The sequence below is a fragment of the Pseudomonas sp. Irchel s3h17 genome, assembly GCF_900187505.1.
GTDB lineage: Bacteria > Pseudomonadota > Gammaproteobacteria > Pseudomonadales > Pseudomonadaceae > Aquipseudomonas.
In genome coordinates, this window is the sequence record NZ_FYDL01000007.1 from 75,683 (window position 1) to 102,313 (window position 26,631).

Below are 26,631 nucleotides of genomic sequence, written 5' to 3' on the forward strand. Positions count from 1 at the left end.
AAACGAGAGACCGACATGCTCGATTCCAAACTGTTACGTAGCAACCTTCAGGACGTAGCGGACCGCCTGGCATCCCGTGGCTTTGTGCTGGATGTTGCGCGCATCGAAGCGCTGGAAGAACAGCGCAAGATCGTCCAGACCCGCACCGAAGCACTGCAGGCCGAACGTAATGCGCGCTCCAAATCCATCGGTCAGGCCAAGCAGCGCGGCGAAGACATCGCGCCGCTGATGGCGGACGTCGAGCGCATGGCGAACGAGCTGGGTGCCGGCAAAGTCGAGCTGGATGCGATCCAGACTGAACTGGATGCGATCCTGCTGTGTATCCCGAACCTGCCGCACGAATCGGTACCGGTGGGCGATGACGAGGACGGCAACGTCGAAGTGCGTCGCTGGGGCACGCCGACTGCCTTCGACTTCGAGGTCAAGGACCACGTCGCGCTGGGCGAGAAATTCGGCTGGCTGGACTTCGAAACCGCCGCCAAGCTGTCCGGCGCCCGTTTCGCCCTGCTGCGTGGGCCAATTGCCCGCATGCACCGCGCCCTGGCGCAGTTCATGATCAACCTGCACACCACCGAACACGGTTATGAAGAGGCCTATACGCCTTATCTGGTCCAGGCGCCTGCCTTGCAGGGCACCGGCCAGTTGCCAAAGTTCGAGGAAGACCTGTTCAAGATCGCTCGCGAAGGCGAGGCCGACCTGTACCTGATCCCGACCGCCGAAGTGTCGCTGACCAACATCGTGGCGGGCGAAATCGTCGACGCCAAGCAGCTGCCGATCAAGTTCGTGGCCCACACCCCGTGCTTCCGCAGTGAAGCCGGTGCCTCGGGTCGTGACACCCGCGGAATGATCCGCCAGCACCAGTTCGACAAGGTCGAAATGGTCCAGATCGTCGAGCCATCGACTTCGATGGAAGCCCTGGAAGGCCTGACCGCCAACGCGGAAAAAGTCTTGCAATTGCTCGAGCTGCCATACCGTACCCTGGCCCTGTGCACCGGCGACATGGGCTTCAGCGCGGTCAAGACCTACGATCTGGAAGTGTGGATCCCGAGCCAGGACAAGTACCGCGAGATTTCGTCGTGCTCCAACTGCGGCGATTTCCAGGCCCGTCGCATGCAAGCGCGTTTCCGCAACCCGGAAACCGGCAAGCCGGAGCTGGTGCACACCCTGAACGGTTCTGGCCTGGCGGTTGGCCGTACCCTGGTGGCGGTGCTGGAGAACTATCAGCAGGCCGACGGCTCGATCCGTGTGCCGGAAGTCCTCAAGCCTTACATGGGCGGTCTCGAGGTCATCGGCTAAATGGAATTCCTGCCGCTGTTTCACAACCTGCGCGGGCGCCGTGTGCTGGTCGTCGGTGGAGGGGAGATTGCCTTGCGCAAATCCCGTCTACTGGCCGACGCCGGCGCGCTGTTGCGGGTCGTTGCACCCGAGATCGAAGCCCAGCTGCGTGAGTTGGTGCAAGGCAGCGGCGGCGAGCTGGTGGCGCGTGGCTATCTTGAGTCGGACCTCGACGGTTGCGGGCTGATCATTGCCGCCACCGACGACGAGTCGCTGAATGCGCAAGTCTCCCAGGATGCTCATCGGCGTTGTGTGCCGGTCAACGTGGTGGATGCGCCGGCGCTGTGCAGCGTGATCTTCCCGGCGATCGTCGACCGTTCGCCGTTGGTGATCGCGGTGTCCAGCGGTGGCGACGCGCCCGTGCTGGCGCGGTTGATCCGGGCCAAGCTGGAAACCTGGATTCCTTCGACCTACGGCCAACTGGCCGGGCTGGCGGCGCGCTTTCGCCATCAGGTCAAAGGGTTGTTTCCGGATGTCCAGCAGCGTCGGGCGTTCTGGGAAGAGGTGTTCCAGGGGCCGATTGCCGATCGCCAGTTGGCCGGGCAGGGTGCCGAAGCCGAGCGTTTGCTGCAGGCCAAGATCAACGGTGAGTCTGCCCGCGCGACCGGTGAGGTGTATCTGGTGGGCGCAGGGCCGGGTGACCCGGATCTGCTGACCTTCCGCGCCTTGCGCCTGATGCAGCAGGCGGACGTGGTGCTGTATGACCGTCTGGTGGCCCCGGCGATTCTTGAACTGTGCCGTCGCGATGCCGAGCGGGTCTACGTCGGCAAACGCCGCGCCGATCACGCCGTCCCGCAAGACCAGATCAACCAGCAATTGGTGGATCTGGCCAGGCAGGGCAAGCGCGTGGTGCGGTTGAAAGGCGGAGATCCATTCATCTTCGGCCGTGGCGGCGAAGAGATCGAGGAACTGGCGGCCCAGGGCATCCCGTTCCAGGTGGTGCCGGGTATCACGGCGGCCAGCGGTTGCGCGGCGTATGCCGGGATTCCGCTGACCCACCGCGATTACGCGCAATCGGTGCGTTTCATTACCGGCCACCTGAAAGACGGCAGCACGGATTTGCCATGGAGCGACCTGGTCGCACCGGCGCAAACCCTGGTGTTCTACATGGGCCTGGTGGGGTTGCCGATCATCTGCGAACAGCTGATCCGGCACGGTCGTTCGGCGGACACGCCGGCGGCATTGATCCAGCAGGGCACCACCCCCAACCAGCGCGTCTTCACTGGCACGCTGGCCAACCTGCCGCAACTGGTGGCGGAGCATGAAGTGCATGCGCCGACCCTGGTGATTGTGGGAGAGGTGGTGCAGCTTCGCGAGAAGCTGGCGTGGTTTGAAGGGGCACAGTCGCAGGTCTGAAGACTGTGTCGTCTTCATCGCGGGCAAGCTGAACGGGTCGAGAGATTTGGACGCCGGTCAAGGTTTCGCACATCCATCCGGGCCTCATGTTCGATTCGTAGCCTGTCTCGGGTGCCCACTCTGATTTCAAACTTTCAACGAAACGCTCCATTGGAGCGTTGTCCCAGGCAGGGCACGAAAAGTCATGTCGTGAACACCGCATAGTGCAAGCCAGAGAGCCCATCGCAGGGCTTCGCAGGTCAGCATGGCATCAGCGATCATCGACAGTGACCAGGCCACGATCCTGCATACGTACAAATCCAGAGCCGCTGCGAAGTACAGCCACCGCTTACCGACTTTGATCTACGTCACGCCCCCACACCACACTTGATTGACCGCCGTGACATCGAACGTGCGTTTGAGTACGTGCGGCGCCACCAAGGCCTCCACACCAGGGTGCGCGCGCGCAGAGGCTCCCGACGTCCGGTGATGCTTGGCAGCCTTGAGTTTGAACTCCCTCGAATCAGATTTCTGCATATCCAGGCACCTCGGATGTGGGCGTCTCATAGCGCCCGATTGAGGTGTCAAAAATCATCAGGGCAGTTCAAGCCCGTTCCCACAGGGGATTTGCGGACGACACCCATCAAATGTGGGCGTGGGTTTTAAACGTCTCTGTCTGATTGAGCGTGCAATCCATTTCGGTGGAATTTCACTGGAGTTCACTGACATCGGCATGAAGCTTCCGCATATGCAGGAAAAGTGGCATGAACGTTCTGTTGCATGTCGTTTCTGTTAATGAAAATGCGCAAAAAATACCCCTGGCACCTGCTTAACATGAGCCATCGAATACTGCCGCACAACGATGCCAGGAGACCTGCCGTGCGTTTCATAAATCCCATCAAGCACAGTTTAAAAAGCGCTAAACCAACCGTTGGCTGCTGGCTGACGCTCGCTAGCCCTGCGGTCGCCGAGTTGATTGCTCATTGCGGTTTTGATTGGTTGGTCATCGACGGCGAGCACGGCCCAAGCGATACCCAGGATATTGCAGCTCAACTTAGAGCCATTGATGCCGCTGCCTTTAATGGGGCAAAAGCCGCCGGTGCCGTGCGAGTAACCGCCAACGATCCTTCTTTGGTCAAGCGGGCCATGGATTGCGGGGCTCAGACCATTGTCTTCCCGAACATTAATAGTGCGGCTGACGCGCAAGCCGCAGTGGCATCGATGTTATTCCCACAACCTGAGCAAAGGGGTGTGAGGGGCGTCGCGGGAATGGTCAGGGCGGGGAGTTATGGGTTGGACAGCCGCTATGTCAAATCTGCAAATAGCCACGCTTGTGCGATTGTCCTGATCGAGTCAGTGGAAGGGCTAGAGAACGTCGACGCTATAGCTGAAGTCGAGGGTGTTGACTGCCTGTTTATCGGCACAGCTGACTTGTCAGCCAGCATGGGGTTGTTGGGGCAGACCCGGCACGATGATGTCAAGGCAGCGGTAGAGAGCGTCTTGGCAGCTGCTCGCAAGCACTCGAAGGCAGTAGGTATCTTCGCAACTTCTGTGGAGGAAGCCCGCCAATACAGGGAGAAAGGCGTGACCTTTATCGCACTTCATTCTGATACGGGATGGTTGGCCAAGGGGGCGACAGACGCCTTGGCTGCTCTTGACTTGAAAAGATAATACCTGAGTGATCATCGCGTAGCCTCGTCGAATAATGTTGTTTAACTTTCTATATGGGCGGTTGTAAATGTCGATGTCAGATCGTGATGGGAAAATCTGGAAAGATGGAGAGTTGGTGGAATGGCGTGAGGCCAATACTCATGTTTTGACCCATACGCTTCATTACGGCATGGGTGTGTTCGAGGGCATGCGCGCATACGAAACTGCGCGAGGCCCGGCTATTTTTCGCCTGAAAGAGCATATTCGTCGTCTCTTCAACTCAGCGAGGATTTTTCAGTTGGAAATTCCGTTTGATGAGGAGACTATTCGTGATGCGTGTGTGGCCGTCATTCGTGCAAACAAGTACGACTCTTGCTATCTGCGTCCTTTGGTCTGGATCGGTTCGGACTTTCTGAGTATCGCGGCAAAGAACAATACCATTCATGTTGCAATAGCTGCATGGCCCATGGGTTCTTACCTGGGGGAGGAGGGCATGGTAAATGGTATTCGAGTAAAAACCTCGTCCTTCACCCGCCATCATGTCAATGTTTCCATGGTGCGTGCAAAAGCATGTGGCTATTACATAAATTCTATCTTGGCAAGCCGAGAGGTTACTTCGCTTGGGTTTGATGAGGCGCTATTGCTGGATACTGAAGGGTATGTAAGTGAAGGTGCCGGCGAGAATATATTCATGGTTCGCGACGGGGTTATATACACCCCCGACCTGGCGTCCTGCCTTGATGGTATAACACGTGATTCGGTGATGGTAATCGCTCAAGGCCTGGGTTTCGAAGTGAGGGAGAAACGAATCACTCGCGATGAACTATATTGCTGCGATGAGGCGTTTTTTACAGGTACGGCTGCTGAAGTAACACCTATTCGCGAGCTCGATGGCCGGACAATCGGCGCGGGCTCGCGAGGCCCTGTGACTCAGCAGCTTCAGGAGGTCTACTTCTCCGCAGCACAGGGTACTAATCAAACGTATGCTCATTGGTTGACTTATGTTTGATAGTTGTGTGGGGTTATGGTCGTCGCGTCATTGATGGTGCCGCTCCCCCCTTCTTATGTCTGGTTTAGCTGGGTGTCTTCGAAATCTTTCAACCAAAGGCCGGGTCGTAGGCAGTTTGTAAAGCCAGGTGCGAACCTGCCCAAAGCCTGGAGAGTCATGGGGGGCGTAGATGAAAAACAATAAACATGAATGTCGTTTTACGGTGCTAGCGAATAAGCTGGATTTATTGTGTGCGATAAAGGGTCGTACTGCCTTGATCAAGACGCTGTTCAATCCGCCCTTGTTACTGTTGGTATTGATTTTTATTGTACGATTAGGTGAGTAACGGTGTCGCCTCCAGAGTCCCTTGTGGGGTTGCATCAAGGTAGCGGGGTCCCAACCCAAAGCAGCAGGCAAACGGTTGGATAGATACTTCAATTTTCCGGAAAAAAACGTGTGCTAGAATCCAAAACTCTATTAAGAGGATATGGAATGTGAGTTCTGTATTTATGGGGTTTTTGAAATGGTCACTCCAAAGGTAAAGATAGACGCGACGGATCGCCGCATTTTGGCTGCGCTCCAGAAAAATGCGAAGCTTTCGAGTGCGGAGCTTGCTGAGGTGGTGTCACTGAGTGCATCACCCTGCTGGCGACGGGTTAAAAGGCTTGAGGACGTAGGCCTGGTACGTGGCTACCATGCAAACATAAACACTGAGATGCTTGGGTACGCTATCACTGCTTTTGTACAGGTAGCCTTGGATCAAAAGGACACTCGTCATATGGACGCTTTCGAGGAATCCATTACATCGTTTGAGCAAGTAATAGCCTGTCATTGTGTATCGGGTGTTTATGATTATCAGTTGACAGTCTTGGCAAAGGATCTGGCTGAATTCAGTGAGTTCGCCAGAAAGAATATCAATGGGTTTCCCAGCGTCAAGGATGTGTGCACCGCCTTTGTCGTCAAGGAAGTGAAAGCACCTGTGAATTTGATGGTTGGCTAGAGAGCATGCAGCGCCATTGTGCATTGGCCAGCAAGAAAATCTGAAAACCCAGATGCGCTCGCCAAAAGTGGCAACAGGTTTATCAAGAGAGCATAAATCCCCCGACAAGCGCCCCGAGCATTGCCGCTCATAACGAGTGATCCCAATCAATGAGTGTCAAATCAAGGAACCGATAGGGACCACCCGCGATGAGGTCTTCAAAGCCCGTGGCAATTGTCGTATCAAGCCTCGGTCTTGCGCCAAACCCCTTTTCCGCTCAACCGCTGCCGATCATGGGGCAGGGTGAAGTCCTGTTCCGGCCCTTTGGGCACCACACCTGTCGGATTGATAGTCCTGTGGCTGGCGTAGTAGTGATGCTTGATGTGGGTAAAGTCCACGGTCTCGGCAATCCCCGGCCACTGATACAGCTCGCGCAGCCAGTTCGACAGGTTCGGGTAGTCAGCAATGCGCCGCAGGTTGCACTTGAAGTGGCCGTAGTACACCGCGTCGAAGCGAATCAGCGTGGTGAACAGGCGAATATCGGCCTCGGTCAGGTAGTCACCGGTCAGGTAGCGTTTATTGCCCAGTAGCCCCTCCAGCCAGTCCAGTTCGGCAAACAACTCGTCGAAGGCCTCCTCATAAGCCGCTTGAGAGGTGGCAAAGCCTGCGCGGTACACACCGTTGTTTACCGCGGGATAGATGCGCGCGTTGAGCTCATCGATGGCCGTGCGCAACGGCTGCGGGTAGAAGTCCAGGTCGTTGCCGGTCATTCCGTCAAACGCGCTGTTGAACATGCGGATGATCTCCGCCGATTCATTGCTGACGATGCGCTTTTGCTGGTTGTCCCACAGCACGGGCACGGTGACGCGACCGGTGTAGTCGCGGGCATCGGCGGTGTAGCGCTGGTGCATGAAGTCGAAGTGGTCGAGCTTGTCGCCGGTTGAACCCAGCTCTTTGTCGAAGGTCCAGCCGTTCTCCAGCATCAGCCAGCTGACCACCGACACATCGATCAGGGTTTCCAGGCCTTTGAGCTTGCGCAGGATCAGTGTGCGGTGGGCCCAGGGGCAAGCCAGCGAGACGTAGAGGTGGTAGCGCCCGGCTTGGGCGGGGAAGCCGCCTTCGCCGCTGGGGCCTGGCTTGCCGTCAGCGGTCAGCCAATGGCGGCGCTGCGCTTGTTCGCGCTGGAAGGCACCGTCCTTGCTGCTTTCGTACCACTGGTCACGCCAGTGCCCTTCAATCAGCAAACCCATCTCGAACTCCAAGGTTGTTAAACGTTGGAGTCCAGTCTATTTCGATGCTTTCGAAATAAAAGCGCAAAGGTTGGGCGTTGATGATCGGTTAAATCGATCTATCGCGGGCCTCCCAGTACTGCTGGGCCTTGGCGAAGGCTTCATCACGTGGTGTGCCGAGGCCGCGCAAGGCCAGGGCCATGGTGGCAATCAGCGCCAGTTGCGGGTAGCTGTCCTCCACATCGCCCCGCCACACGGCTTTGAGGTGCTCAGGATCGAGAGTTGCCGGTTTGACGTGGCGCTGCGCCGACAGCTGCGGCCATTCTTCGTCCCAGCTTTCGCCACCGGTGGTGCCGTACAGGTGGCTGTCGGCATCTGGATTGATCTCGATTTCGCCGCCATCGCCCTTGATCACGATCACGTTGTCACCCAGTAAGCCACTGGCATCGCGGTGTACGCCCTGGTAGCCGGGGTGGAAGATGCTTTGCAGGCCACAGCGCGCGCCCAGCGGGTTGAGAATGCGCGCCAGGGAGTGGATCGGCGAGCGCAGCCCCAGGGTGTTGCGCAGGTCGATCATCCGTTGCAGTTGCGGTGCCCAGTCGCCCAGCGGCATGAAGGCGAGGTTGCCTTGGTCCAGCGCCGCGCCCACTTGTTGCCAGGTACGGCACAACGGGATGTGGAGTTGATCGAGCAGTTGCTCGCTGTACAGGCGCCCGGCGGTATGGGCGCCGCCGCCATGCATCAGGATGCGCACGCCGTTTTGCGCCAGGCACTTGGCTGCCAGCAGGTACCACGGCAGGTGACGCTTTTTGCCGGCATAGGTCGGCCAGTCCAGGTCCACCGCCAATGGTGGTGCCTGCAAGCGCTCGCGCAATGCTTCAGTGAAGCCGGCCAGCTCTTCGGCGCTTTCTTCCTTGTGCCGCAACAACATGAGGAATGCGCCCAGCTGGGTGTCTTCGACTTTCTTGTCGAGCAGCATACCCATGGCTTGGCGAGCCTCTTCACGGGTCAGGCTGCGAGCGCCGCGCTTGCCTTTGCCGAGAATCCGCACGAACGGTGCAAACGGGTGTTCGGCGGGTGTTTCGGTGATCAGTGGGGCGAAATCGGTCATAGACAATTCGTCGGTTTGGGCAGGCCCGCCAGCTTGGCGGCGAGTTTGGCGGGAGTGCCTTTGAACAAGCGGTTCAGGTGCAGGCTGTTGCCCTTGTCCGGGCCCAGTTTGAGCGCGGTGTACTTGATCAGCGGGCGGGTGGCTGGCGACAGCTGGTACTCCTGGTAGAAGCCGCGCAGCAACTCGAGGATTTCCCAGTGTTCGGGGCTCAGCTCAAGTTCTTCGGCGGCGGCCAGGGCGGTGGCGACTTCCGTCGACCAGTCAGCCAGGTCAACCAGGTAGCCGTCCTTGTCCAGCTCGATGCGACGTGCCCCCAGGGTCAGTGAGTTCATAACCAGCTATTGACCTTGTCGTAGTGAATCGACAGTTCGACGAAGGCCGGGTAGTCGAGGCTTTTGATCCACTCGGGCACGTGCAAGCCGCGGGCCTGAACGTCTTCTTCCAGGACAAACAGGCGCAAGGTGGCATGCCGGGCCTGAAGTTCACCGAACGGCGCGGTGCCGGGTTGCAAGGCGTACACCGCATCGCCGCTGAGCAACAGGGCGTCCTGTGCACCCAGGAGGCGCAGGCAGCTGGTCAGCCGGTTATCGGTGAACGGCGAGTGAGACAACACATGCAAAGTCGACATCAGAGGGTAATAACCTGGTCATAACGGTCAATAACGGCCGGGATCTCTCCGGCGGCCAGTACGTTCAGCGGATCAAGGCTCAAGGCGCCCGGCGTCAGGCCGCGCGCGCTGGCGCTGTCGCCACACACATACAGGTCTTCGATGCCAAACAGGCCGAGGGCCTGCAGATTGGCGCTGAGGTCTTTTTGCTGCACGGCCTTGGCATTCTGCTGCGTGGCCAGCTGGAACACACCGTCATCGAGAAACAGCAGGCCGATCGGCAAATCGAAGGCGCCACCGGCCAGTACGATGTCCAGCGCTTCACGGGCGCTCGGGCCGGACCAGGGGGCCTGGCGGCTGATAATCAACAGGGATTTAGGCATGTTTCATGGCCCTCCAAAGCAGATCAGGCGGTCGGCGTCCTGCACCGCATCGTGCAACTGGCCGAGTCCGGACAATTCCCACGGCGCACTGACATTGATCGCGGTGCGCTGGTAACGCTTGGCTTCAGCCTCATCCAGCACCCCGCGCCTCAGGGCGGCGGCAATGCACACCACGCCGTCCAGTTGATGGTCGCTGACGAAGGCGCGCCATTGCGCGGCGATGTCCTGCTCGTCCTGGGGCGTGACGACGTTGCTCGAGGCGTTGTAGACGCCGTCCTGATAAAAAAACAGTCGCACGATCTCGTGCCCGCCGGCCAGTGCTGCCTGGGCAAACAGCAGGGCGCGGCGCGAGGAGGGCGCGTGTGCGGCGGAAAACAGCGCGATGGCGAACTTCATGGCGAACTCTGACGACAAATCTGTGGCCATGATAATGCTTTATCGGCGGGGCGGCGAAGGGCGATTCAGCGCGGCATGTAGCCCAGCTGCCAGCGGCGCGGAATCTTCAGCGCAACGATCCCCAGCACCGCCGCCAGCAGGCCGCTGGCGTACAGCGCGTGCAGGCCGAAAAGGTGCTCCAGTATTGCGCCCAGCACGGCACCGGCAAACATGCCGGTCCAGGGGATCAGTTGCACTCGCCAACCGTCGCGCCGCTCGCCGAGCAGCCAGCGCCCCAGGCCGCGACCGAAGCGTGACAGGGCGCCGGTGACGTAGGTCAGGCCGATGGGCAGGCCATTGACCTGTTCGACTGCCGCATTGAGCATGCCCATGGCAATGATCGCGGCCAGCAGCGCCGGGAGTCGCGCCTCGAATGGCCATGCCGCGGCTGCGCACAACAACGAGGCGATGCTCAGCATCAGCGGCAGGGCGTGTCGTCGGCCGATACGGGTGATGATCACGCCCAGCGCATTGCCGACGACGAACATGGCAACCAGTACCAGCAGGCGCAGGGTCATGCTCCAGTCACCGTCACTGATCGCCACCGCGAGGCGCGTGGTATTGCCGCTCATGAACGACACAAAGTCGCCGGTGGCCATGAAGCCTATGGCATCGGTCATGCCTGCCAGCACGGACAGGCTGGCCACCAGGCAGAGTCCGACCCGGCCACGCCATTTCTGCGTGTGCAAAAGGCGGCTTGTCGGGGTGCGATGGGGGGAGGATGGCAGCATCGATCAGGGCTCGAGACCATGCAGTTCGCAGTACTCCAGCCAGTCCATGCCGGCCATCTGCGCCACTTCCTTGTGCACCTCCCGCCGTTGGGCGGCGAAGTCTTGCGGTGTGGCGGCGGTCAATTGCAGTGTCAGCTCCCAGGCAAACAGGCCCTGTTGCTCGGCTTCGGCCTCGAACGCTTCGTGCAGTCGTTCATTGCGGTACTCGGCCATGGTCTCGCCTTTGGCCTGGGCGGCCAGAGGGTTGAGGTTGTCGAGGGTCTCGCGCAGTGCCGGACGTGCATTGAGAAACCGTTGCAGGGCGAGTTCGTGTTGCGATTCGATCGGAGCCATGGATCATCCTGGTCAAAACGAAAGTATGAGCGGTTGGCTGGCGTTTACCTTGACGCGCGTCAGGAGGTTTTCTTCTTGTTGGCCTTGGCCTCTGCCGCCAGGCATTCCAGCGCAAACTGCTCGGTGTAGGTCATCTGGATCGGTGTGGTTTCGCCTTTGACGGTGCGTTCGCCGTCGAGGATGTAGCGAATGCGTTTATCGGTCACGCCAATGCGCTTGGCAATCCAGGAAGGGGTCTGGCCGATCTGGCTGATCAGTTTGTCAGCATAGTCGGTGGACGGTTTGTAGAGCTCGGCATTGGGGGTCATTGGCTTTCCAGAGCAGGGTAGGCGGCGCGAGGCACCGATTATGGCGCGATAGCGTGCGCGCATTAGTGCGGCCTGTCGCGTCCTATCTGCAGTAAAGCAGAGCGGCGTCGTTTCGGGTCAATGACAGGCGGTGATACAGTCTGCGTTTTTCGAGTCTTGAGGAAGCACAATGCGGATTTTGATGGTGGCGCTGGCCGGTGTGATGCTGGCCGGTTGCGCGGGATCGACCATGAAGGATGCTCGCTCCCAGAGCCCCTACAAGACGCTGGCCTCGAACAAGGCTGATCTGGTGGTGGCCCAGTGCGTGCAGTTCGCCTGGCAGGATGAGGCGGTGTTCGGCGTGGATGCCAGCGGTTACCTGCAACCCGGCGAAACCGGCGGCTTCACGGTCTACACCCGTTCGGCCGAGTCCTTCATCGATGTGCAAGGCGGCACGTTGAAGTACTACGCCCTTGAAGACAACTGGGTGGCCAAGCGCCGACTCGCGGCGATGGCCACCTGTTTGTGACGCGTCGAGGGGCCGGGCGTCTTGCCCCTCACCCATCCAGGCGTTTCTGAAAGAAGAAGCGTTTGCTGCCCCTCGGGTAGTCGGCTATTTGCCCAACCTCGCTGAACCCCATCTTCCTGTAGAACCCCGGCGCCTGGAATTCGAAGGTGTCGAGGTACATTCCGATGCATCGGAGTTCCCGTGCCTGCTCTTCGGCCATTTGCATCAACCTGGCCCCCAAGCCCTGGCCACGCGCCTGCTCGGGCACGGACAGTAGATCGATAAACATCCACTGGTAAAACAGACGGGCATAGAGCCCGCCGAGCACTTCATTGCTCTGCTCATCCCGAACCAGAAAGGCAATTTCCTGATAGTGGCCTTCGCCGGCGTTGGCGATGTTATAGGCGCGCAGCGGGTTGAGAATGGCCTGGCGTTCTTCGGGCGTGGGCTCCAACGATAATTCAATGCGCAATGTCATTGGCGACGTCCTGGTGTCGGTGGGGGGGAGTGGGGCAGATTACCTTGTGAACCTCGCGGTGATGAAGGCAATTTTTGCAGCACCAGGCCTGGCGCTTTTCCAGGGGCAAAAAAAGACCCGCCGGGAGGGGTGGGCCAAATGTTCCTTGAATGAGACGCGTATGACTATAAGCGCAGGGCCCAGGAGGCACAGTGAAAGATCTTTCATGCGGCCGTGGCGGGCGGTTCGACCAATGGCGCTCGCTTCGGGCGGATCCGGGTGTAAGTTGACGTCGGGCTGATCGACTTCAATGGAGGTGGCTATGAGTGATTCGATGCTGAGCAAAATGCACATGAACGGCTATGAGCTGGTGAGCATCAAGGGCGGCCCCTGGCGGGTCTGCACCCAGCGTGACCGGTTAGGTTCTTTCAGTTCTCGCGAGGAGGCCCTGGCATTCGCCGCATCATTACCGGCTTATAAGCCCCGTGCCTCGCGGGCGACCAATACCCAGTGAGGTGAACCCGGGAGCCCGCGCAGGGCGGGCTCTTTGGGTCAAGGCCCAGGTCAAGGATTGGCGCTTTGCGGCGGTACGGTCTTGCGTCGATCCGCGCCGTTGGGATTGCCGGTATTGAGCAGTCTTCGCTCCACCAGCACATTTTCAAGGGCCAGGCGGTCGGCCGGGGCCAGTTGGTGAGCTCTCTCCTTGAGTTCGAGCAGGATCGGGCTGGACCACATTCGATAGGTCCGCTCGGCAGATTGATTCGGGTTCATCTTCGTCTCCCAGACTAGATGTGCTTGGATATGGCAGGGTCCTTGTGCACCGCAAAAATCCTAGTCGACAAAGCCCTGTATCGCCAGCCGCCGGCCATGCACTTTGTCGGGAAACCGTGCCTTCAACCGTTGCCCTTGCGATCCCCGCGCAACACTTTGCCGATGGGGGTGAGCAGGTCCGGTTGCTGGTTCCTGACGTTGCCGATGGCATTGTCGACCTTGAACCATTCAAAGGCTTCGGCGGGCTCCCCCTGGTGCAGCAGCATCTGGTGGGCGAGCTCCTTGGGCATGGCCAGGTTGAGCCATTCGCGAGCCAGTTCGGGGGATAGGGTCACAGGACGCCTGTCATGCAGATCGATCATGCCCCCGACGCTGTCGGCGGTGATGATCACGAAACCGTCATCGGTTTTCGGGTCCCTGCCTCCGGCCGGGTACTGGCCGATAGCGGCGCACAGAATCGGTGCCCGGTCGCGGCGGCGAACCAGGTAGGGTTGTTTGCTTGGGCCGCCTTCGTAGACCCATTCGAACCAGTTGTCGATGGGGGCAATGGCGCGGTGCGGCCAGATCTCCCGGAAGAACGGACCATGGGCGACTTTCTCGACCCTGGCGTTGACCGGGATGGAATGCTCCCTGGACCAGTGCGGTTGCCAGCCCCAGCGCACCCGATCGGCGTGCAAGGTCTCACCTTCCAGGTGCAGCAGCGCAACCTGAGTCGTGGGGGCGACGTTGTAGTGCGCCAGAGCCTCGTCACCCGCGGTGTTGACCAAGGCATTGGGCATGCTCAGCGTCGCGACGAAGTCGTGAATACCCCGGTACTGTGAAAGTCTTCCGCACATGGGAAAGCCCTCCGTTCCAGTTTTCAGCTTAGCCCAGTGGGGCCGCGAAAATGTAACGGCATGCTCGCTCTCAGCTCAAATCCAGGACGCCCTCAAGGAAAATGCGCCGACGCTCCTTGCGCCCGATTTTCGTGTGCTTGCTGGCTTGGTAAAACCGCTTGAAGCTTTCCAGATCGACGTTTTCGTATTGGCCGAGTGCTTCTTCGACCCATTCATCGTATTGGGCTTCGGTGACAAAGCGGTAAATCTCACGGTGATAGAAAAAGCCGAACTGGAACCCCAGTGTCTCGCTGCGGTAGTGGGGTTTGCGGTGAAAGCAGTTCTCCAGGTCGATGCCCTTGGCGGGCAGGTCCCCGCTTTCACACAGCATGAGATTGGCAGCCCAGAAGTCCATGTGAGTGATGTGGCTCTCATTCAGGGAGCGCAACAGGACGAAGGACTTCTTGATCAGGCGTTCTATCTGTGCCGGATTGCGTTCAAGCCATTGGAGGCCATCGGTGTGGCCTTCGAGCATATGGGTAATGATGAAAAACTCTTCAATCAGCCCCAGGCGCGATTTCTTGTAGCCGTAGCCGATCAGTGGGGCGACATCCGCGCCGCGATCATTGGCTTCGACCGTGTTCAGGAATTCTTCGACAGGCCAGTCAAAGTCACCGCTGCGCTTGGGCTTGCCCAGCGTCACTCGAATCCTGGACTTGATGTTATCCAGCGCTTGCGCTTTGGCAAACACAGAGGCCCCGGCACTGCTGACCGCAGCGCTCAGCCTTTTGACTTTCGAGTGGCGTCGATGATTGATCAGCTCGAACAGTGCCTGGGACAGGCTGGTGGAGGGGGTGTGGTCGAGGTGTATGGTTGAGCGCAGATCCTTGATGGTGCATGGGAATTTGCGGTCAATCTGATGCTTGCTGATGGCCACTGCCACATCCGTAATGTCATATTGCAATCAGTGAAATTTAACACAATTTCACATTTGTCTTACAGTTTCCCAATGGGGCGACGGGGCGACTGGACACCGATAGGAGGTGCGGAAACGCCTTTGGTTCCGAGGGCAGCCTCGAGAACGCAAACGGCCTGATAAGCGGGCTATTGACTCCTTAGCCCCTTTGTCGGGGCTAATGAGCGATTCTTTTTGTCGTTTCGGTCAGGTAAGGGCTTCAGCCATTGAAGGCTTGAAGGCACCATCAAAACGCGAGACCGATTTTGACGCCGTACTCATCCCGGGTCTGCTGGTCATAATCGGTCTCCTCGAATTGACCATCCAGCTCATATTTGAAGCGGTTGTAGTAGAGGGAGGCTACAAGCGGGTACGCCCCTTGCTGATTGAACAGATAGCTCAGTTCGACAAAAGGATTGGTCGTGTCATTCAGGTCGGAAGTCTCGTTGTTGACGTCATGGATTTCGAGCTCTGATTCACCATTCATGATCTTTCGAACGCCCACCTCAAGGCGCAGGGTTGTCTGGCTGAACTGATGGTTGTAGCCAGCAGCCGCTTTAAGAAACGGTGTGCGGCTGGTGAGATCGATGTCGTACTTGTTATAGCCCGGATCGAAGCGATTCCACTTGTATCCTCCGCCCAGGAGAACATCGATAAAATTGCGTTCATCCAGCGCAACCCTCCAGCCGAAGTCCAGGTCGAACTGGCCATCCTTCACTCTCTGACCATCCTTTTCAGAGTACTGCCCGCTGATTTCGCCATGATAAACAAGACCGGTCCGAGCAGTCATTTTGTTGCCATAGTTGAGAAACAATCCTCCTTCCGGCATTCGATCGATGTCAGTGTTTGCAGGGCCTTTGAATTCGAGCTCGCTGTAGCTTCCCAGAACGCCGAATACAAGGAGAGGGTCGGTTGGAGGTGCGGCACTTGAGAGTGTCGGTGTGGTTCCCGCGAGGAAGGTCGTGACAACAGCAGCAAAATTGGTCCTATTCATCAGAACTCCATGAGCGTGCCGCCGGTCCGTCGTGGACCGATCAAATACAACGATAGTCGGTTTTTTTCAAGAGCTGGATCGCTTGTCGAGAAGGGCCGGCCAGGAGGGTGGCTTTTGGCCCTTGTTGGCTCGTTCTTGTCAGGTTTGATTCGAGGATTGGGGCGGTTGGCAGGAAGTCAAAGAAGGGGGGGGCGAAAGACGCGCTGGGGCCTGCCGGATTTTCGAGCGGGGGTGTGAAAATAGCCGAAAAGATACGCAAGCGATCAGTGGGGCTGGTAAGGAAGTACAAACCCCAGAAACGAAAAAGCCCTGAATGATCAGGGCTCTAACGTACAAATATGGCGGAGGCGATGGGATTCGAACTCATGGACCTGTTACAGTCGACGGTTTTCAAGTCCGAAGATTAAACGTTATATTTCAATAGGTTAGATTGAGTTCGTTTCCGCAAGTAAGTGTTTTTCGCTGCTCTGCAGGCCGCTAAAATCAAGGGGCGACACTTTACTTGCGGAAACGAATTTGGCCTATTTTGCGGGATTATCGGGTGGGCTTTACTATCTCTCCCACACGCCGATAAACCGTTTCGGTGATGCGCTTGTCGGTATGTCCGAGTAGGCGGCTGGCATGTCCCAGATCGTCGATTTCGCTCGCCGCCTTTGGCCGGATGTCCCTGAACTGGAATTGCCGGATGCTCGCTGCAAGTGCTGGGTCTTCGCCTTCCAGTGCTTTAACAAATGCAACATTGCGTGCGTCGTCGAATCTCAGACGAAGCATCGCCGCAGTTACCCGTCGACCATCTTCGGTGACAATCAGGTACGGATTCCGGACGGCGCGCGCTTTTCGTTGCTCGAGCAATCTTTGAATCAGTTCACCTAAGCCGTTGATTATTTCCCCAGCGTCGAGGCGGATGCGCAACTTCTTCGAAGTCTTTCCCTGGGCAACTTGCAGGAAACCGTCGATTACATCCGTGGCGCGCATAGACAGAACGTCAGCAGGGCGCTGAGCAGTGAAATAGGCTAAGTCCATGGCATCCTTCAATTCAGAAGACGCCGCCCCGTAAACTGCGTTCCAGATGCCCGTGTCGGCGTAAAAATCGCGAGGGGTTTCCTTGTTCTTGCGTACTCCAGAGGCGGGGTTCTCTTTATCGGTGACCTGATTCAAAGGGCTAATTGGACTCAGCGGGCTGAGAGGATTCAGTGGGTTGAGCAGAGCTGCCGGCGGATCGCTTCTCGACGGCTGGGATGAAGACACGGCGAAGCTGCTGGTCGACCGGGTGGCTGCTGTTGGTGCCGCAGGTTTTAAAGCGGGCTTGCGTCGAAAGGGTTTTTTAAGAAAGTCGAGCATGTAGAATTCCTCGCCCGCCGTTCACCGGCAGGCTGGTAGGTAGGAGAGGGGTTAGGGCATTGCGGCGGGTGGCGGTGGCGACTCTTGCCACTCGATGACGTCAGCGCCGAAGTCCTTGCTGGTGAAGTCGATAGCGCCGAATTCCCAGTGATAGGTGAAAGGCTGTGAGCGTCGCTCGCACCTGGTCAGGATCGTTCCGCAAGAAAGCCGCAGATCTATCATCGGACTGCCCGGGTCTTCTTCAGGATCGGCGTCGTGCCAGTTACCCTTGAGCAGGTAGATGACTTTGAAGGGGGAGGGAGTTACTGCTGTTCGAGCTTGCCGGTGATCCGTTCGCGCCAGGTCAGGCGCCGGGGCAGGTGCTCGATGTCGTCTATCTCGACCAGTGTGTAGTCGCCGCGATTGAAGGCGCCTGCGGTATCCCGCAGATACTTGGCGGCCTGCTCGTCGGCGCGCTGGCGGTCGCCGTCGTACTCTTGAACGGTAAAGCCTTTGCTATCGACGAACCAGTAGTGGAAAACCGCGATGAAGCGGCTCATGCGGCAACCTTCGGCGTGTAGGTCAGTGTGCCGTCGAGGATCGCTTCCTTGATGGCCTCGAATTCCCAGCAGTAATACTGACTGTCGACGTAGATGCGCAGACCGCGACGATAGTCGTGTTTCTTGCGCTGGATGAAGGCTTCAGCCGCGGCGTAGGTCAGGTGAGCATTCACATAGACCCACTCTTCCTGCCAGCCGGTGACGGTGTGATCTTCCAGCTCGCCAAGGACGCGCCACTGATCATCTTCACTGGCTTTCATGAACTGGCATTCCGACCAGAGCTGCATAGCCTTGTTCAGTCTGGCCTTTTCAGGCCGATCACACTGGCCCCAGTACTCTTTCTGGCTGAAGCATTCGCTCTCGCCGCTGTGGAAATACACCAGGCGTTGCTCGGTGTAGTCCATGTCCAGACCACAAACGATGCGCCGCTGCTCCACGATGAAGATGGCCGCCGCGGTGCTGTGATCCCGGACCCGGGGTCCGTTGCAGTCATAGCGCAGACGCGCCACGAAGTCGGTCCAGGTCGCTGCGTCGAGATCGTGACCGGTTGCCAAGCTCGGAATCGGCTCGGTCGGTTTGTTTTCTGTGGGCATGGGGATACCTCCAGCCTTAATCAGGGCTACAGTTAGTTTCGCGAGGTTTGGTTGAGGAGTGCTATTTATGAAAATGCATGTGAGACCTTTTTTTGCCGTCAAGAAGCATTAACGATGGTCAGTACTGGATATGCATTGAGCAGGGGCCCACCAAAAGCCCCTTAACATATGGCACCTATGGCTTTGAGCTTGAGCCTGGAGTAAGCCTTGATCAGGCAGAAGCGATTGCCAAATACATGGGCGAAAAACTGGAATATTTCGTCAAGCTCTGATCATGCTTCGAGCCGTCGAAGAATTCGAATCCCAATCCAACGCACGACGGTGACCGCCTTGCTGTTCCCGATCGCCTTGTAGCGCGGGCCATCCGGGCATTCGCTGGCTGGCTTGCCGCGCCAAGGGATCAGTGTGTAGTCGTCGGGCATACCCTGAAGGCGTTCGCACTCGAGGGGAAGCAAGCGCCGAACACCGGAACCGCCCGGGGTGATTGGTTGGACTCGCCCGGTTCCGTCCTCACTGCCGTCGAAGCCATCGACCTTAAGCGTATGGGTGATGTCACCGGTGATGCACACTGCCACCTGGCCGCCAGCGTTGGCGTGACTGCCCGAATGGTTCATGGCTCGAAGCGTTGGCGACATCGCTCCAGCATCTGCACCGTGATCCTTGCAGGAGAAGGCTAGCACTGCGTTTTCCTGACCGTTGTTGCGGCCGAGCGCGAAGGCCGTTGAGTTGCTGACCCCGGGATCTTGCGTTCCATGCACCACCAGTAGGCCGGATTCTGCATCCTGCTGAGTTGCGCTCCCGGCTGCCTTTCCGTTGGCGTTAAGCGTCCCTGCCACGATGAACGCTTCCGAGTCGGCGCGATGGCTGCTTTGCGACTGAGCTCGAAGTGCGGGTGCGGTGATAGGGATGTCATCAAGGCTGTACCCGCCGGACTTGCGTCCGCCGCCGGCGAGCGTCGGCGCCACAAAGAATGTCTCACTTTCGAAGTCTTGCCGGCCGCCATGGTGGGTGGCCGAGCGCTACGGCGCTTGGATGTGGCCATCGACATTTGAAGTGGTCGACTTGCTTAGCAAAAAAGGGCGATGAGCAATGACCGCTCCTTTGAAAACCTTGACTGTAAAACTGTCCGATGCCGCGATTAAACAGCATGCCAACGATCCGAGCATTACCGAGCTGAAGGATCCGCGACACCCGCTGCGCTTTCGTTACCGTCACGATCGCAACAAAGGCAGTTGGCACCTGGTGCGTTTCGACAAAGGCGCTAAATGGAAAAAGGCGGCCAACTGGCCCGATGTGCCGGCGCGGGTCATGCTCGACAGCTTGCCAGTGGTGCAGGCCCGGTTGTTGGCGGATCCGACGGCGGCGGCCACGGTGGATGGCTGGGAGCGGGTTGGCCAAGTGCTGGAATGGTACGCCGCGCGCCTGAAGACCGATAACAGCTTGTCCAAAAGTCGCCGGGGATCGTCGTTGTCAGCTATCCGCTGCCAGCTCCTGCCCGCGCTGAGTGACCTGCCCTTGTGCAAACTCAATGCCGATACCTTGGACCGACACCTGATCTGGCACATGCAGGCCGAGTACAGCCTGTCCTACGTCAAGTCCGTGTTGGACGTACTGAAGGTAGTGTTCGGCGCCGCCTTGACGCTGAAAAAGATCACCGTGAATCCACTGCTCGGGGTGTCGTTCAGTCACTTCACCAAGGCCAAAATCAAGCCCAAGGGCGCGCGCTTGCGACACGTAGCCGTGGTGGATCTGCTGGCCGAATGGGGTGAAGCGTTCGCCGAGGATCCGGCGGCCGTGACGCTGCTGGTGTTGATGCTGACCCATGCCACACGGATCACCGAAAGCCGTCTGGCCAAGTGGAAGAACGTTCACCTGGACGCGGGGGAGTGGTTCATTCCGGCCGATGACACCAAATCCAAGCGCGACCACCTGTTGCCATTGACCACGCAAGTGGTGGCCTATCTTGAGCGCTACCGAGATCGACAACTGGCCGATGGTTACGACGGGGCCTACCTGTTTCCGGCGACGTCACGTGCGGGGCGACCGATGTCACGCAGCCAGGCCTTCAACATTTTTTCCCGGTTCGGGGCAGGCGAGTGGACCAGTCACGACCTGCGCAAATTGGCGCCTTCCACCTGCCTCAATGACCTGAGCTGTTCGGCCGACATGGCGCGGGAAAAGCTGCTGGTTGCCTTGGGCTCTACGGCCACCCCAACCGGCGGGCCGGGTGGGCCGCTACACCGTGGACGAGGTGGCAGTTTCCGGCCCACCGGACACGCTGGTGATCAGTGGCAAGGCCAGCGATATGCGTGGCAGCGGCAAAACCACCCGCAGCGGCAACTGGGAGGACGTCAGCCTGGCGCAGATCGTCGGCGATGTCGCAGCGCGCAATGGCTGGCCGTCATCCTGCCCGGTCGACACCCGCGTGCCGCGCATGGATCAGCTCAATGAGTCGGACTTCAACTTCATCACCCGCCTGGCCAAAAAGCACGACTGCACCGCCAAGGTGGCCGACGGCAAGCTGTTGGTGCTGCCGCGACAGGGTGGGCAGAGCGCAAGTGGCAAGGCCCTGGCGGTCATCATCCTGCAGCGCAGTGACGTGACCCGCTGGCAGTTTCGTTTGAGCGACCGCAGTACGCACCAGGGCGTGAGCACCCAGTACCAGGACCCGGCCAGCGGGGAATTACAGATTTCGTACCTGGACAACCCCAATGTGCCGGAAGGTATGCCGCCGGTGCACACCGACCGCCATCTCTACCCGGACAAAACCGCTGCCGACGAAGCGGCGAAGGCCCGCCTGGCCGCGTTCAACCGATCCACCGCCTCGGTGCGCCTCGACCTCCCCGGACGTACTGATCTGTTTTCCGAATGCATGATTGAAGCGCAGGGCTTCAAGCGCGGGCTCGATGGTGAGTACTTGGCAGAGTCGGTCGATCACACCTTCACTCCGTCCGGGTGGACGGTGTCGGTGGAGTGCAACGGCGGCAAGGAGGGCAAGGCCAAGGCCTCGGGCAAGCCGCCGAATGTGGTGCTCGACGTGCCGGTTTGATTACCCAGGCATGTGAGTCGTCCCAGCTTAAACAGATTTCAAATTCGAAATAAAAGGAGCGGCCAGACTGGATGCGTCAACATCCCGCCTGGCCGCCGTCCCCGCAGATGATCCCTGCAAGTCCCGCCAAGGCTCCTGCTCTGTGCACAAAGCGGAGCGAGCCTAGCACCTGTTTATTTATACAGTAAAGGTCTTGCTATCTATGTCTTCACCCATCATCCCTTGGATGGGCGGCAAACGCCGCCTGGCCGATCGCCTCATTCCGCTGTTCCCTCCGCACGAATGCTACGTCGAGGTCTTTGCCGGCGGCGCCGCGCTGTACTTCATGCGGCCCCAGGTCGCGCCGGTTGAAGTGCTCAACGACATCAACGGCGACTTGGTGACGTTGTATCGCGTCGTGCAGAACCACCTCGAAGAGTTTGTGCGCCAGTTCAAGTGGGCGCTCAGCTCGCGCCAGGTGTTCGAGTGGTAGAAGATGACCCGCCCAGAAACTCTCACCGACATCCAGCGCGCCGCCCGATTCTTCTACCTGCAGCACCATGCCTTTGCCGGCAAGGTCACCGGGCAGACCTTCGGTACCGCGACCACGGGCCCTGCAATTAACCTGCTGCGGATCGAGGAAAATCTCTCGGCCGCCTGGCAGCGCCTATCTGGCACTTACGTCGAACACCTACCCTGGCCAGATGCGACCAGATAGCGCGAAAACACGGACCGTGGGCTTCTTTCTCCGCGCGAGCATTGATCGGAGCTGCCCGATCCTTGGCTCGATGAGGCAGTCATCCCCAGCGCACTATGTCTGCTTGCAGCAGATTGCCTTGCTGATGGAGTCGGGCGGGGCTTCGTGGTCTATCGCTATAACATTACAAAGGATTTGTTAATTCTGGATTTTTTTATTTTTCCATTCGTCTGGATGCTAATTTCACTTTTCGTGAATGATGCATTTGGTCCAATGGTTACAGAATGCAATATTTTATCTAATGGTATAGATACAAACTTGGATTTATTATTTTCTGAAAGCGATAGCTTTGTATGGATTTGGTTTTTTCTCTCGATATACTGCTTATTAAAGGCTTCTGATAACTCAATTGGTTGGCATGTAGTGAAATGCCCCCACTTTGCCAGCAGGCTGCACATTTGTAGAAATATCGAATAGTTATCAGATACGACAAATCGTACCTCGGACTCTGCTTCGTATGGGTCAGATACCTTAATGAAGTTCCTCCAGTACTCAAGAAAAAAGAACCAGACCAAGTAGCCTGCATTTCCAAGTTGAGCATTGGCTTGTTGGATTGCGGGAAAGATCATCTCCATGAAACGATCAGCCCATTCATTGTTGTAAGATACATAGCAACATTTTAAGTAGTCTGGAAGCAGCTCAAAATCGGTTAGTGTCTCGTTTAAAAGATCTAGGTATTGCTTTGTGGAGAAGCATAGGCATATTCCTTTTCCTTGGTCGCCGTAATTTCTCCATAAGTAAGCGTTTTTGTCTGAAGTTGTATTTGATTGAATGAAAACGTGATGGCTGGAAAGTTCGTTGTTTATAATGGCTGCGAGATCATGGTTTTCCCCGGTTTCCTTGTCTGTAATTGTTCCGCTGATACGATTTTCGATAGAGAAAATATGTTTTCGCTCTAAAGAGTCTGTAAAATTACTGGTCGTATGCAATCGCACTGAATTTGTCTCTATCATTGAGCAAAAGCTGTCCCAAGAGGTGTAATGATAGACATGAGTCGGCAGCTTTATTTTTACACTGGCGTCGATACCTTTTAATACTCCGAAAAATATATTTCGAGCCGTATTCAATTGACCTTCTAATTCTTCTGTCATTTTCTAATTCTGCATTAATTCGCTTAGACTATAGCGATATTTTGAGACGCGGAGGATCACCTTTGGTGGGACGCCGCTTCTAGACTACAATCGCCCGAATGCATATCTAAATTGACCATCGTTAGGATTGCTGGAACCTAGCTTGATCCTTAATCTACGGCGCTGTCATTTCGATGCAAGAGGCATTTCTCTAACACACCTCTTTCAGCAGTACTTCGGACATAGCCTTTACTTTCATACCATGCGATCAGGTCTTCGTCACTTAGTTCGTCTTGAAAAAGAGATCTTGCAGTCAATCTGACGCTCGTGTGGCCAAGCTGGGCTGCGAACAGTTCAGCTTGAGAAAGAATCCAAGTCCCAACACCACATTTCCGAGTGTCGCGAAGGACAAAAATTTCATAAATAAAGCCCTCGGGGCGTCCCCAATCTTCGTATATAAGTAGGCCTATCTCCACATCTTCAAGCACAGCAGTGAACTGGCGAGTCTTGGAGTTTTGACCTTGCAAAAGGCGTTCGCAAAGAATCTCATTCTTCAGCTCTATAAACGCCCCAATCTCAACCAACTTAAGCATGCTTCCTTCCGTTCATTTCGCGGGTTATATGTAACTCAGAGAGCCTGGCCGCTGATTCTAAAAGTGAATCGGCTCTCCCCAGTCTCCAAGATCTGGTGAGCGTGCCAATGGGTTGCCGCGAATGGCGTAGATTTCGTCCTGAGAGAGATTAAATATTCGGGACTTAATGTAATTTTTGGTCGTGGGTTCTAGCGACTCATACCATTCAGGAGAAAGTGCAACGTTTTCACTAAGATCGAGCGCTGCGTGTATGACAGCTTTTGTGGGAGCTCCTGAATGGGCCAATGATTCAAAAAGACGCAGCGGAGCGTCATTGGCTGTATCTAGCCATGAAAAAATTGCCGCGCTACCGGCTTTGAGAGGAATGACCGAAACCATTACATGGGACAGTTCGACAGTCCTGTCTGCCATATTCTGAAGTCGATTTCCGTTCAGGTCAGCAGATGGCTGGACAGCAAAAGATGCTACTACCGATGGTGGTTCAGGGAAGATTAATGCACGAGACACAAGTTTTCCCCAGTCCTTAGCGATCAATAGCTCATCCAGTTTACTCTTCAGCGTTTCAATTTCTGATGCTCCGTCGAGAATTGCTGTAAGGTACTGCTCCGCCAGTTCTGTCAGTTGTAATTCTTCTTTGATTCCATGCATTGCAGCAAACTTTTCGAGCGAAGGAAAGGACTCATGCTGTTTACGCTTGAGGTAGCTTTCGCGAGCTACAGCTCTGTATGCAAGCATGAAAAGTTGTTCAGGGTTGAAGTCGAATGGTCGTGTCTCTACACACGCAAATAGATCGCGATCATGTGTGCGGCAAAAGCCATTGAAGACTGACACGTCTCTCAGACCTTGGAGCTCCAGACTCAAAGGAAATTTAGATCGATCGTTACTTATGCTCTTCTGTATAGCGTAAACGCGACCCTCTCTTGAGATCGGTCTCAGAAATGCTTCGAGTGAAAGGGTGTGCGCTGAGACGATTGGCCCTTCATGATCTTCTTGAGGTGCGAGGCAAACCTTCGTCTTATACAGCTTGTTGAACTCTGATATTTGCTCACCGACGGCTCGCCGACGCCCAGCAGCATCACGCTCTGCCTCCTTTTCGCGTTCTAATGCTCCCTGTACGCGCTCTTCTCTTGTTCCTCGTGATTTAGCCTGCCCCATTGCTCTCCCCCAAACTCCTAAAAGTTACCGGATCATACAGTAGCTTCCACACCACGCCGACGAGCTAAAAGGGTCGGTCCGGGTTCTTTCGGGCGAAAGAGGACTATCGAGAGAGTTAATATTGGAAATCGTTAGGATTGCCTTTGTCAGTGGCGCAGACTGACGTCGTTTCCTGAGCTTGCTGTACTGGAATGCCTGGGCTGAGACTCGACTGCAGCGACAATGGTGGGCTGAGTGAAGGGATTAGCTCTCAAGCAACTCTCCTTATTTCAGTCCAGAAAGGTGGCCATCTGCGCTGGACTCACATCCGGTAACAAAGCGTCTACGGGGGACATCTTGAAGCTCGCGAATCCATTGCACCATGTGAATTCGTACGCTTGGATGCCTGCCCAGAAAAGCGCCAAATCCCTGTCGCCGGTACAAAGCATCAACTTTTCATTGGGGTACAGTGCAAACAGGCACATCAGCAGCTCCAATGAGCGAAGATCTGCCAGCGCGTTGTAGGCATCCGCCACTGTGTAATTGGCTGTCAACTTCAGCATGCGCTTGGCAGGACTACGCCCATTGGGAACCGCAATAGCGCTGAGCGCGGCAAGTACAACAAGCGACTGCCTGGGTATTCCGAATTTCTCTGAAGCGCCAAGAATCTCGTCCCAGAGTAGCGCTTTCCTTTGAGCGCTGACTGGTGCCTGAAGCTTGGGCGCCAAGTGCATCAGGAACTCCTGCTTACGCTCTAGGGCTAAGCTCGTGTCCTGAATGATACCGACAACGCCCTGCAGACCACTCTTGCCTTCAGGCACAAGTTTGGCCTGTGGCAACGCAGCCCGAACCTTTGCATAAGCTTCTTCAAGCTGTTGTTCAACGACTTCTGCTGACGGTTCAGCTCTGAGGTTTCCCTCCAGCGCAAACAACAACGGATTGATGCGAACATCCCGCTCAGCAAACATGTCGAGAAAGTCCCTATCCTCCTCCTTCGTCTTCGTCCCACTGCGAAACCGACGATTCAACTCGCTGACCGTGCACCGGTCCGGCAGGATGACCATTCCCCCCTGAATTGCGAGGCCAGATGGTAGCCAGCCCCCTTTCACCAAGCCGATCGTCCTGGACGAATAGACGCTCCGCAGAGTGGCGTTGCCAGAGGCAACACTATCGATATCGATTCCGGAGACAGTACTTTCGACTACCTTGGAGTTCTGCCAATTCAGCGGAATGGTGATGGTATTACCCAGTCGCTGATCGACGAGGTCTGAATAGCCAAGCGGACGAAACTCGACCCCGGTGAACGACAGCCGATTCCCTGTTGGCGTACCCGCATCGTCAATCTCAACATAAGTCATAACCATTTCTCCCGGATGGCCGGGCGGTACCTGCTGCTTGTTCATCTGTCGCTCCTCTTTGGCCGTTACTCCGGCGCGCGCACGTTGTCGGCGACCTCAGCCGAGCCGCGTTGCTCGACCCAATTTGACAGCTCCATAATGGCGGCTTCGAGGGCGAGTTGATTTTCGTTGATCTTGAAGAGCAGGGAAGGGAGCAGGTCAGAGTTTGGCATCGCGAAACCTCGGTAATGAGGTCAGCGTAGCAGGGGCGTTTGAAGTCGGTGAGGCAGCAGGGAGATGGAGGTGAAGCCAGTTGCTTCAAATGATTTCTGAGCG

At 57.0% G+C, this 26,631-nt stretch carries 28 protein-coding genes and 6 pseudogenes; 10 read left to right on the forward strand and 24 right to left on the reverse strand.

Features of this window, described 5'->3' with window-relative positions:
* The first annotated feature begins 15 nt into the window (after window positions 1–15).
* From serS to CKW25_RS11545, 5 genes are all read left to right on the forward strand, one after another.
* Window positions 16–1,296: a serine--tRNA ligase gene (gene serS, locus CKW25_RS11520; protein WP_095079302.1), complete on the forward strand. Its 1,281-nt coding sequence runs from the start codon at window positions 16–18 to the stop codon at window positions 1,294–1,296.
* Entirely contained in the window at window positions 1,297–2,691 is a 1,395-nt protein-coding gene (gene cysG, locus CKW25_RS11525; RefSeq protein ID WP_095079303.1) for a siroheme synthase CysG, read from the forward strand.
* A gap of 759 nt (window positions 2,692–3,450) precedes the next feature.
* Entirely contained in the window at window positions 3,451–4,341 is an 891-nt protein-coding gene (locus CKW25_RS11535; RefSeq protein WP_218192551.1) for an HpcH/HpaI aldolase/citrate lyase family protein, read from the forward strand.
* A 67-nt stretch (window positions 4,342–4,408) separates the two neighbouring features.
* Entirely contained in the window at window positions 4,409–5,329 is a 921-nt protein-coding gene (locus CKW25_RS11540) for a branched-chain amino acid transaminase (protein ID WP_095079304.1), read from the forward strand.
* 502 nt (window positions 5,330–5,831) lie between these two features.
* The gene (locus CKW25_RS11545) at window positions 5,832–6,308 is read left to right on the forward strand and encodes an Lrp/AsnC family transcriptional regulator (RefSeq protein WP_095079305.1); all 477 of its coding nucleotides are present in this window, start codon (window positions 5,832–5,834) and stop codon (window positions 6,306–6,308) included.
* Between the two features lie 221 nt (window positions 6,309–6,529).
* Here CKW25_RS11545 and CKW25_RS11550 read toward each other — a convergent pair whose 3' ends face one another.
* The 9 genes from CKW25_RS11550 to CKW25_RS11590 form a co-directional block, all read right to left on the reverse strand.
* Window positions 6,530–7,537: a glutathione S-transferase family protein gene (locus CKW25_RS11550; RefSeq protein ID WP_095079306.1), complete on the reverse strand. Its 1,008-nt coding sequence runs from the start codon at window positions 7,535–7,537 to the stop codon at window positions 6,530–6,532.
* Between the two features lie 88 nt (window positions 7,538–7,625).
* Entirely contained in the window at window positions 7,626–8,627 is a 1,002-nt protein-coding gene (locus CKW25_RS11555; RefSeq protein ID WP_095079307.1) for a glycosyl transferase family protein, read from the reverse strand.
* Window positions 8,624–8,959, reverse strand: a complete 336-nt coding sequence (locus tag CKW25_RS11560) for a TusE/DsrC/DsvC family sulfur relay protein (RefSeq protein WP_095079308.1) — start codon at window positions 8,957–8,959, stop codon at window positions 8,624–8,626. The genes CKW25_RS11555 and CKW25_RS11560 overlap by 4 nt, the downstream gene beginning before the upstream one ends.
* Window positions 8,956–9,255 (reverse strand): sulfurtransferase complex subunit TusB, encoded by a 300-nt coding sequence (gene tusB, locus CKW25_RS11565; RefSeq protein ID WP_095079309.1) that lies wholly within the window; start codon window positions 9,253–9,255, stop codon window positions 8,956–8,958. Before tusB ends, CKW25_RS11560 begins: the two co-directional genes overlap by 4 nt.
* The gene (gene tusC / locus CKW25_RS11570; protein WP_095079310.1) at window positions 9,255–9,617 is read right to left on the reverse strand and encodes a sulfurtransferase complex subunit TusC; all 363 of its coding nucleotides are present in this window, start codon (window positions 9,615–9,617) and stop codon (window positions 9,255–9,257) included. The genes tusB and tusC overlap by 1 nt, the downstream gene beginning before the upstream one ends.
* 3 nt (window positions 9,618–9,620) lie before the next feature.
* Window positions 9,621–10,013 (reverse strand): sulfurtransferase complex subunit TusD, encoded by a 393-nt coding sequence (tusD, locus tag CKW25_RS11575; RefSeq protein WP_095079311.1) that lies wholly within the window; start codon window positions 10,011–10,013, stop codon window positions 9,621–9,623.
* Window positions 10,014–10,078: 65 nt separating this feature from the next.
* Window positions 10,079–10,783 carry a YoaK family protein gene (locus tag CKW25_RS11580; RefSeq protein ID WP_095079312.1) on the reverse strand — a complete coding sequence of 235 codons (705 nt, stop codon included), beginning with the start codon at window positions 10,781–10,783 and terminating at the stop codon, window positions 10,079–10,081.
* A 3-nt stretch (window positions 10,784–10,786) separates the two neighbouring features.
* The gene (locus tag CKW25_RS11585; protein WP_095079313.1) at window positions 10,787–11,116 is read right to left on the reverse strand and encodes a DUF6388 family protein; all 330 of its coding nucleotides are present in this window, start codon (window positions 11,114–11,116) and stop codon (window positions 10,787–10,789) included.
* 59 nt (window positions 11,117–11,175) lie between these two features.
* Window positions 11,176–11,424 carry a hypothetical protein gene (locus CKW25_RS11590; protein ID WP_095079314.1) on the reverse strand — a complete coding sequence of 83 codons (249 nt, stop codon included), beginning with the start codon at window positions 11,422–11,424 and terminating at the stop codon, window positions 11,176–11,178.
* Window positions 11,425–11,593: 169 nt separating this feature from the next.
* Here CKW25_RS11590 and CKW25_RS11595 point away from each other — a divergent pair, with 169 nt between their 5' ends.
* A complete protein-coding gene (locus CKW25_RS11595; RefSeq protein ID WP_095079315.1) occupies window positions 11,594–11,932 on the forward strand; it encodes a hypothetical protein in 339 nt (112 codons plus the stop codon).
* Window positions 11,933–11,960: 28 nt separating this feature from the next.
* Here CKW25_RS11595 and CKW25_RS11600 read toward each other — a convergent pair whose 3' ends face one another.
* A complete protein-coding gene (locus CKW25_RS11600) occupies window positions 11,961–12,389 on the reverse strand; it encodes a GNAT family N-acetyltransferase (protein WP_095079316.1) in 429 nt (142 codons plus the stop codon).
* Between the two features lie 301 nt (window positions 12,390–12,690).
* Here CKW25_RS11600 and CKW25_RS11610 point away from each other — a divergent pair, with 301 nt between their 5' ends.
* Entirely contained in the window at window positions 12,691–12,882 is a 192-nt protein-coding gene (locus CKW25_RS11610) for an SPOR domain-containing protein (protein ID WP_095079318.1), read from the forward strand.
* A gap of 50 nt (window positions 12,883–12,932) precedes the next feature.
* On the opposite strand, the gene CKW25_RS11615 is transcribed toward CKW25_RS11610, so the two are convergent.
* The 8 genes and pseudogenes from CKW25_RS11615 to CKW25_RS11660 form a co-directional block, all read right to left on the reverse strand.
* Window positions 12,933–13,139 carry a hypothetical protein gene (locus CKW25_RS11615; RefSeq protein ID WP_095079319.1) on the reverse strand — a complete coding sequence of 69 codons (207 nt, stop codon included), beginning with the start codon at window positions 13,137–13,139 and terminating at the stop codon, window positions 12,933–12,935.
* A gap of 122 nt (window positions 13,140–13,261) precedes the next feature.
* Window positions 13,262–13,975: an SOS response-associated peptidase family protein gene (locus CKW25_RS11620; RefSeq protein WP_095079320.1), complete on the reverse strand. Its 714-nt coding sequence runs from the start codon at window positions 13,973–13,975 to the stop codon at window positions 13,262–13,264.
* A 70-nt stretch (window positions 13,976–14,045) separates the two neighbouring features.
* The gene (locus CKW25_RS11625) at window positions 14,046–14,891 is read right to left on the reverse strand and encodes a lipopolysaccharide kinase InaA family protein (RefSeq protein ID WP_256577962.1); all 846 of its coding nucleotides are present in this window, start codon (window positions 14,889–14,891) and stop codon (window positions 14,046–14,048) included.
* Between the two features lie 265 nt (window positions 14,892–15,156).
* Window positions 15,157–15,903, reverse strand: coding sequence for a hypothetical protein (locus CKW25_RS11630; RefSeq protein ID WP_095079321.1), 747 nt, complete (start codon window positions 15,901–15,903; stop codon window positions 15,157–15,159).
* 534 nt (window positions 15,904–16,437) lie between these two features.
* A pseudogene (locus CKW25_RS11635) lies at window positions 16,438–17,052 on the reverse strand (tyrosine-type recombinase/integrase); the annotation flags it as partial.
* A 494-nt stretch (window positions 17,053–17,546) separates the two neighbouring features.
* Window positions 17,547–17,783, reverse strand: a complete 237-nt coding sequence (locus CKW25_RS11645; RefSeq protein WP_095079322.1) for a hypothetical protein — start codon at window positions 17,781–17,783, stop codon at window positions 17,547–17,549.
* Window positions 17,780–18,376: a hypothetical protein gene (locus CKW25_RS11650; protein ID WP_095079323.1), complete on the reverse strand. Its 597-nt coding sequence runs from the start codon at window positions 18,374–18,376 to the stop codon at window positions 17,780–17,782. Before CKW25_RS11650 ends, CKW25_RS11645 begins: the two co-directional genes overlap by 4 nt.
* Before the next feature lie 272 nt (window positions 18,377–18,648).
* Window positions 18,649–19,371 (reverse strand): annotated as a pseudogene (locus CKW25_RS11660) (DNA cytosine methyltransferase); the annotation flags it as partial.
* Window positions 19,372–19,939: 568 nt separating this feature from the next.
* Between CKW25_RS11660 and CKW25_RS27020 the strand changes: the two are divergent.
* The 3 pseudogenes from CKW25_RS27020 to CKW25_RS11675 form a co-directional block, all read left to right on the forward strand.
* Window positions 19,940–20,491 (forward strand): annotated as a pseudogene (locus CKW25_RS27020) (tyrosine-type recombinase/integrase); the annotation flags it as partial.
* A gap of 97 nt (window positions 20,492–20,588) precedes the next feature.
* A pseudogene (locus CKW25_RS11670) lies at window positions 20,589–21,425 on the forward strand (phage late control D family protein); the annotation flags it as partial.
* A 202-nt stretch (window positions 21,426–21,627) separates the two neighbouring features.
* Window positions 21,628–22,104: pseudogene (locus CKW25_RS11675) on the forward strand (DNA adenine methylase); the annotation flags it as partial.
* Here CKW25_RS11675 and CKW25_RS27395 read toward each other — a convergent pair.
* From CKW25_RS27395 to CKW25_RS26665, 6 genes and pseudogenes are all read right to left on the reverse strand, one after another.
* Window positions 22,103–22,258 (reverse strand): annotated as a pseudogene (locus CKW25_RS27395) (DUF159 family protein); the annotation flags it as partial. The pseudogenes CKW25_RS11675 and CKW25_RS27395 overlap by 2 nt on opposite strands.
* A gap of 19 nt (window positions 22,259–22,277) precedes the next feature.
* Window positions 22,278–23,252, reverse strand: coding sequence for a DUF2971 domain-containing protein (locus tag CKW25_RS11685; protein ID WP_095079326.1), 975 nt, complete (start codon window positions 23,250–23,252; stop codon window positions 22,278–22,280).
* A gap of 149 nt (window positions 23,253–23,401) precedes the next feature.
* Window positions 23,402–23,824 carry an N-acetyltransferase gene (locus CKW25_RS11690; protein ID WP_095079327.1) on the reverse strand — a complete coding sequence of 141 codons (423 nt, stop codon included), beginning with the start codon at window positions 23,822–23,824 and terminating at the stop codon, window positions 23,402–23,404.
* A 57-nt stretch (window positions 23,825–23,881) separates the two neighbouring features.
* Complete coding sequence (locus CKW25_RS11695; RefSeq protein ID WP_095079329.1) at window positions 23,882–24,979, reverse strand: hypothetical protein; 1,098 nt, start codon at window positions 24,977–24,979, stop codon at window positions 23,882–23,884.
* A 269-nt stretch (window positions 24,980–25,248) separates the two neighbouring features.
* Entirely contained in the window at window positions 25,249–26,361 is a 1,113-nt protein-coding gene (locus CKW25_RS11700) for a hypothetical protein (protein WP_095079330.1), read from the reverse strand.
* 20 nt (window positions 26,362–26,381) lie between these two features.
* Window positions 26,382–26,528, reverse strand: coding sequence for a hypothetical protein (locus CKW25_RS26665; protein ID WP_172736487.1), 147 nt, complete (start codon window positions 26,526–26,528; stop codon window positions 26,382–26,384).
* Between the last annotated feature and the right edge of the window lie 103 nt (window positions 26,529–26,631).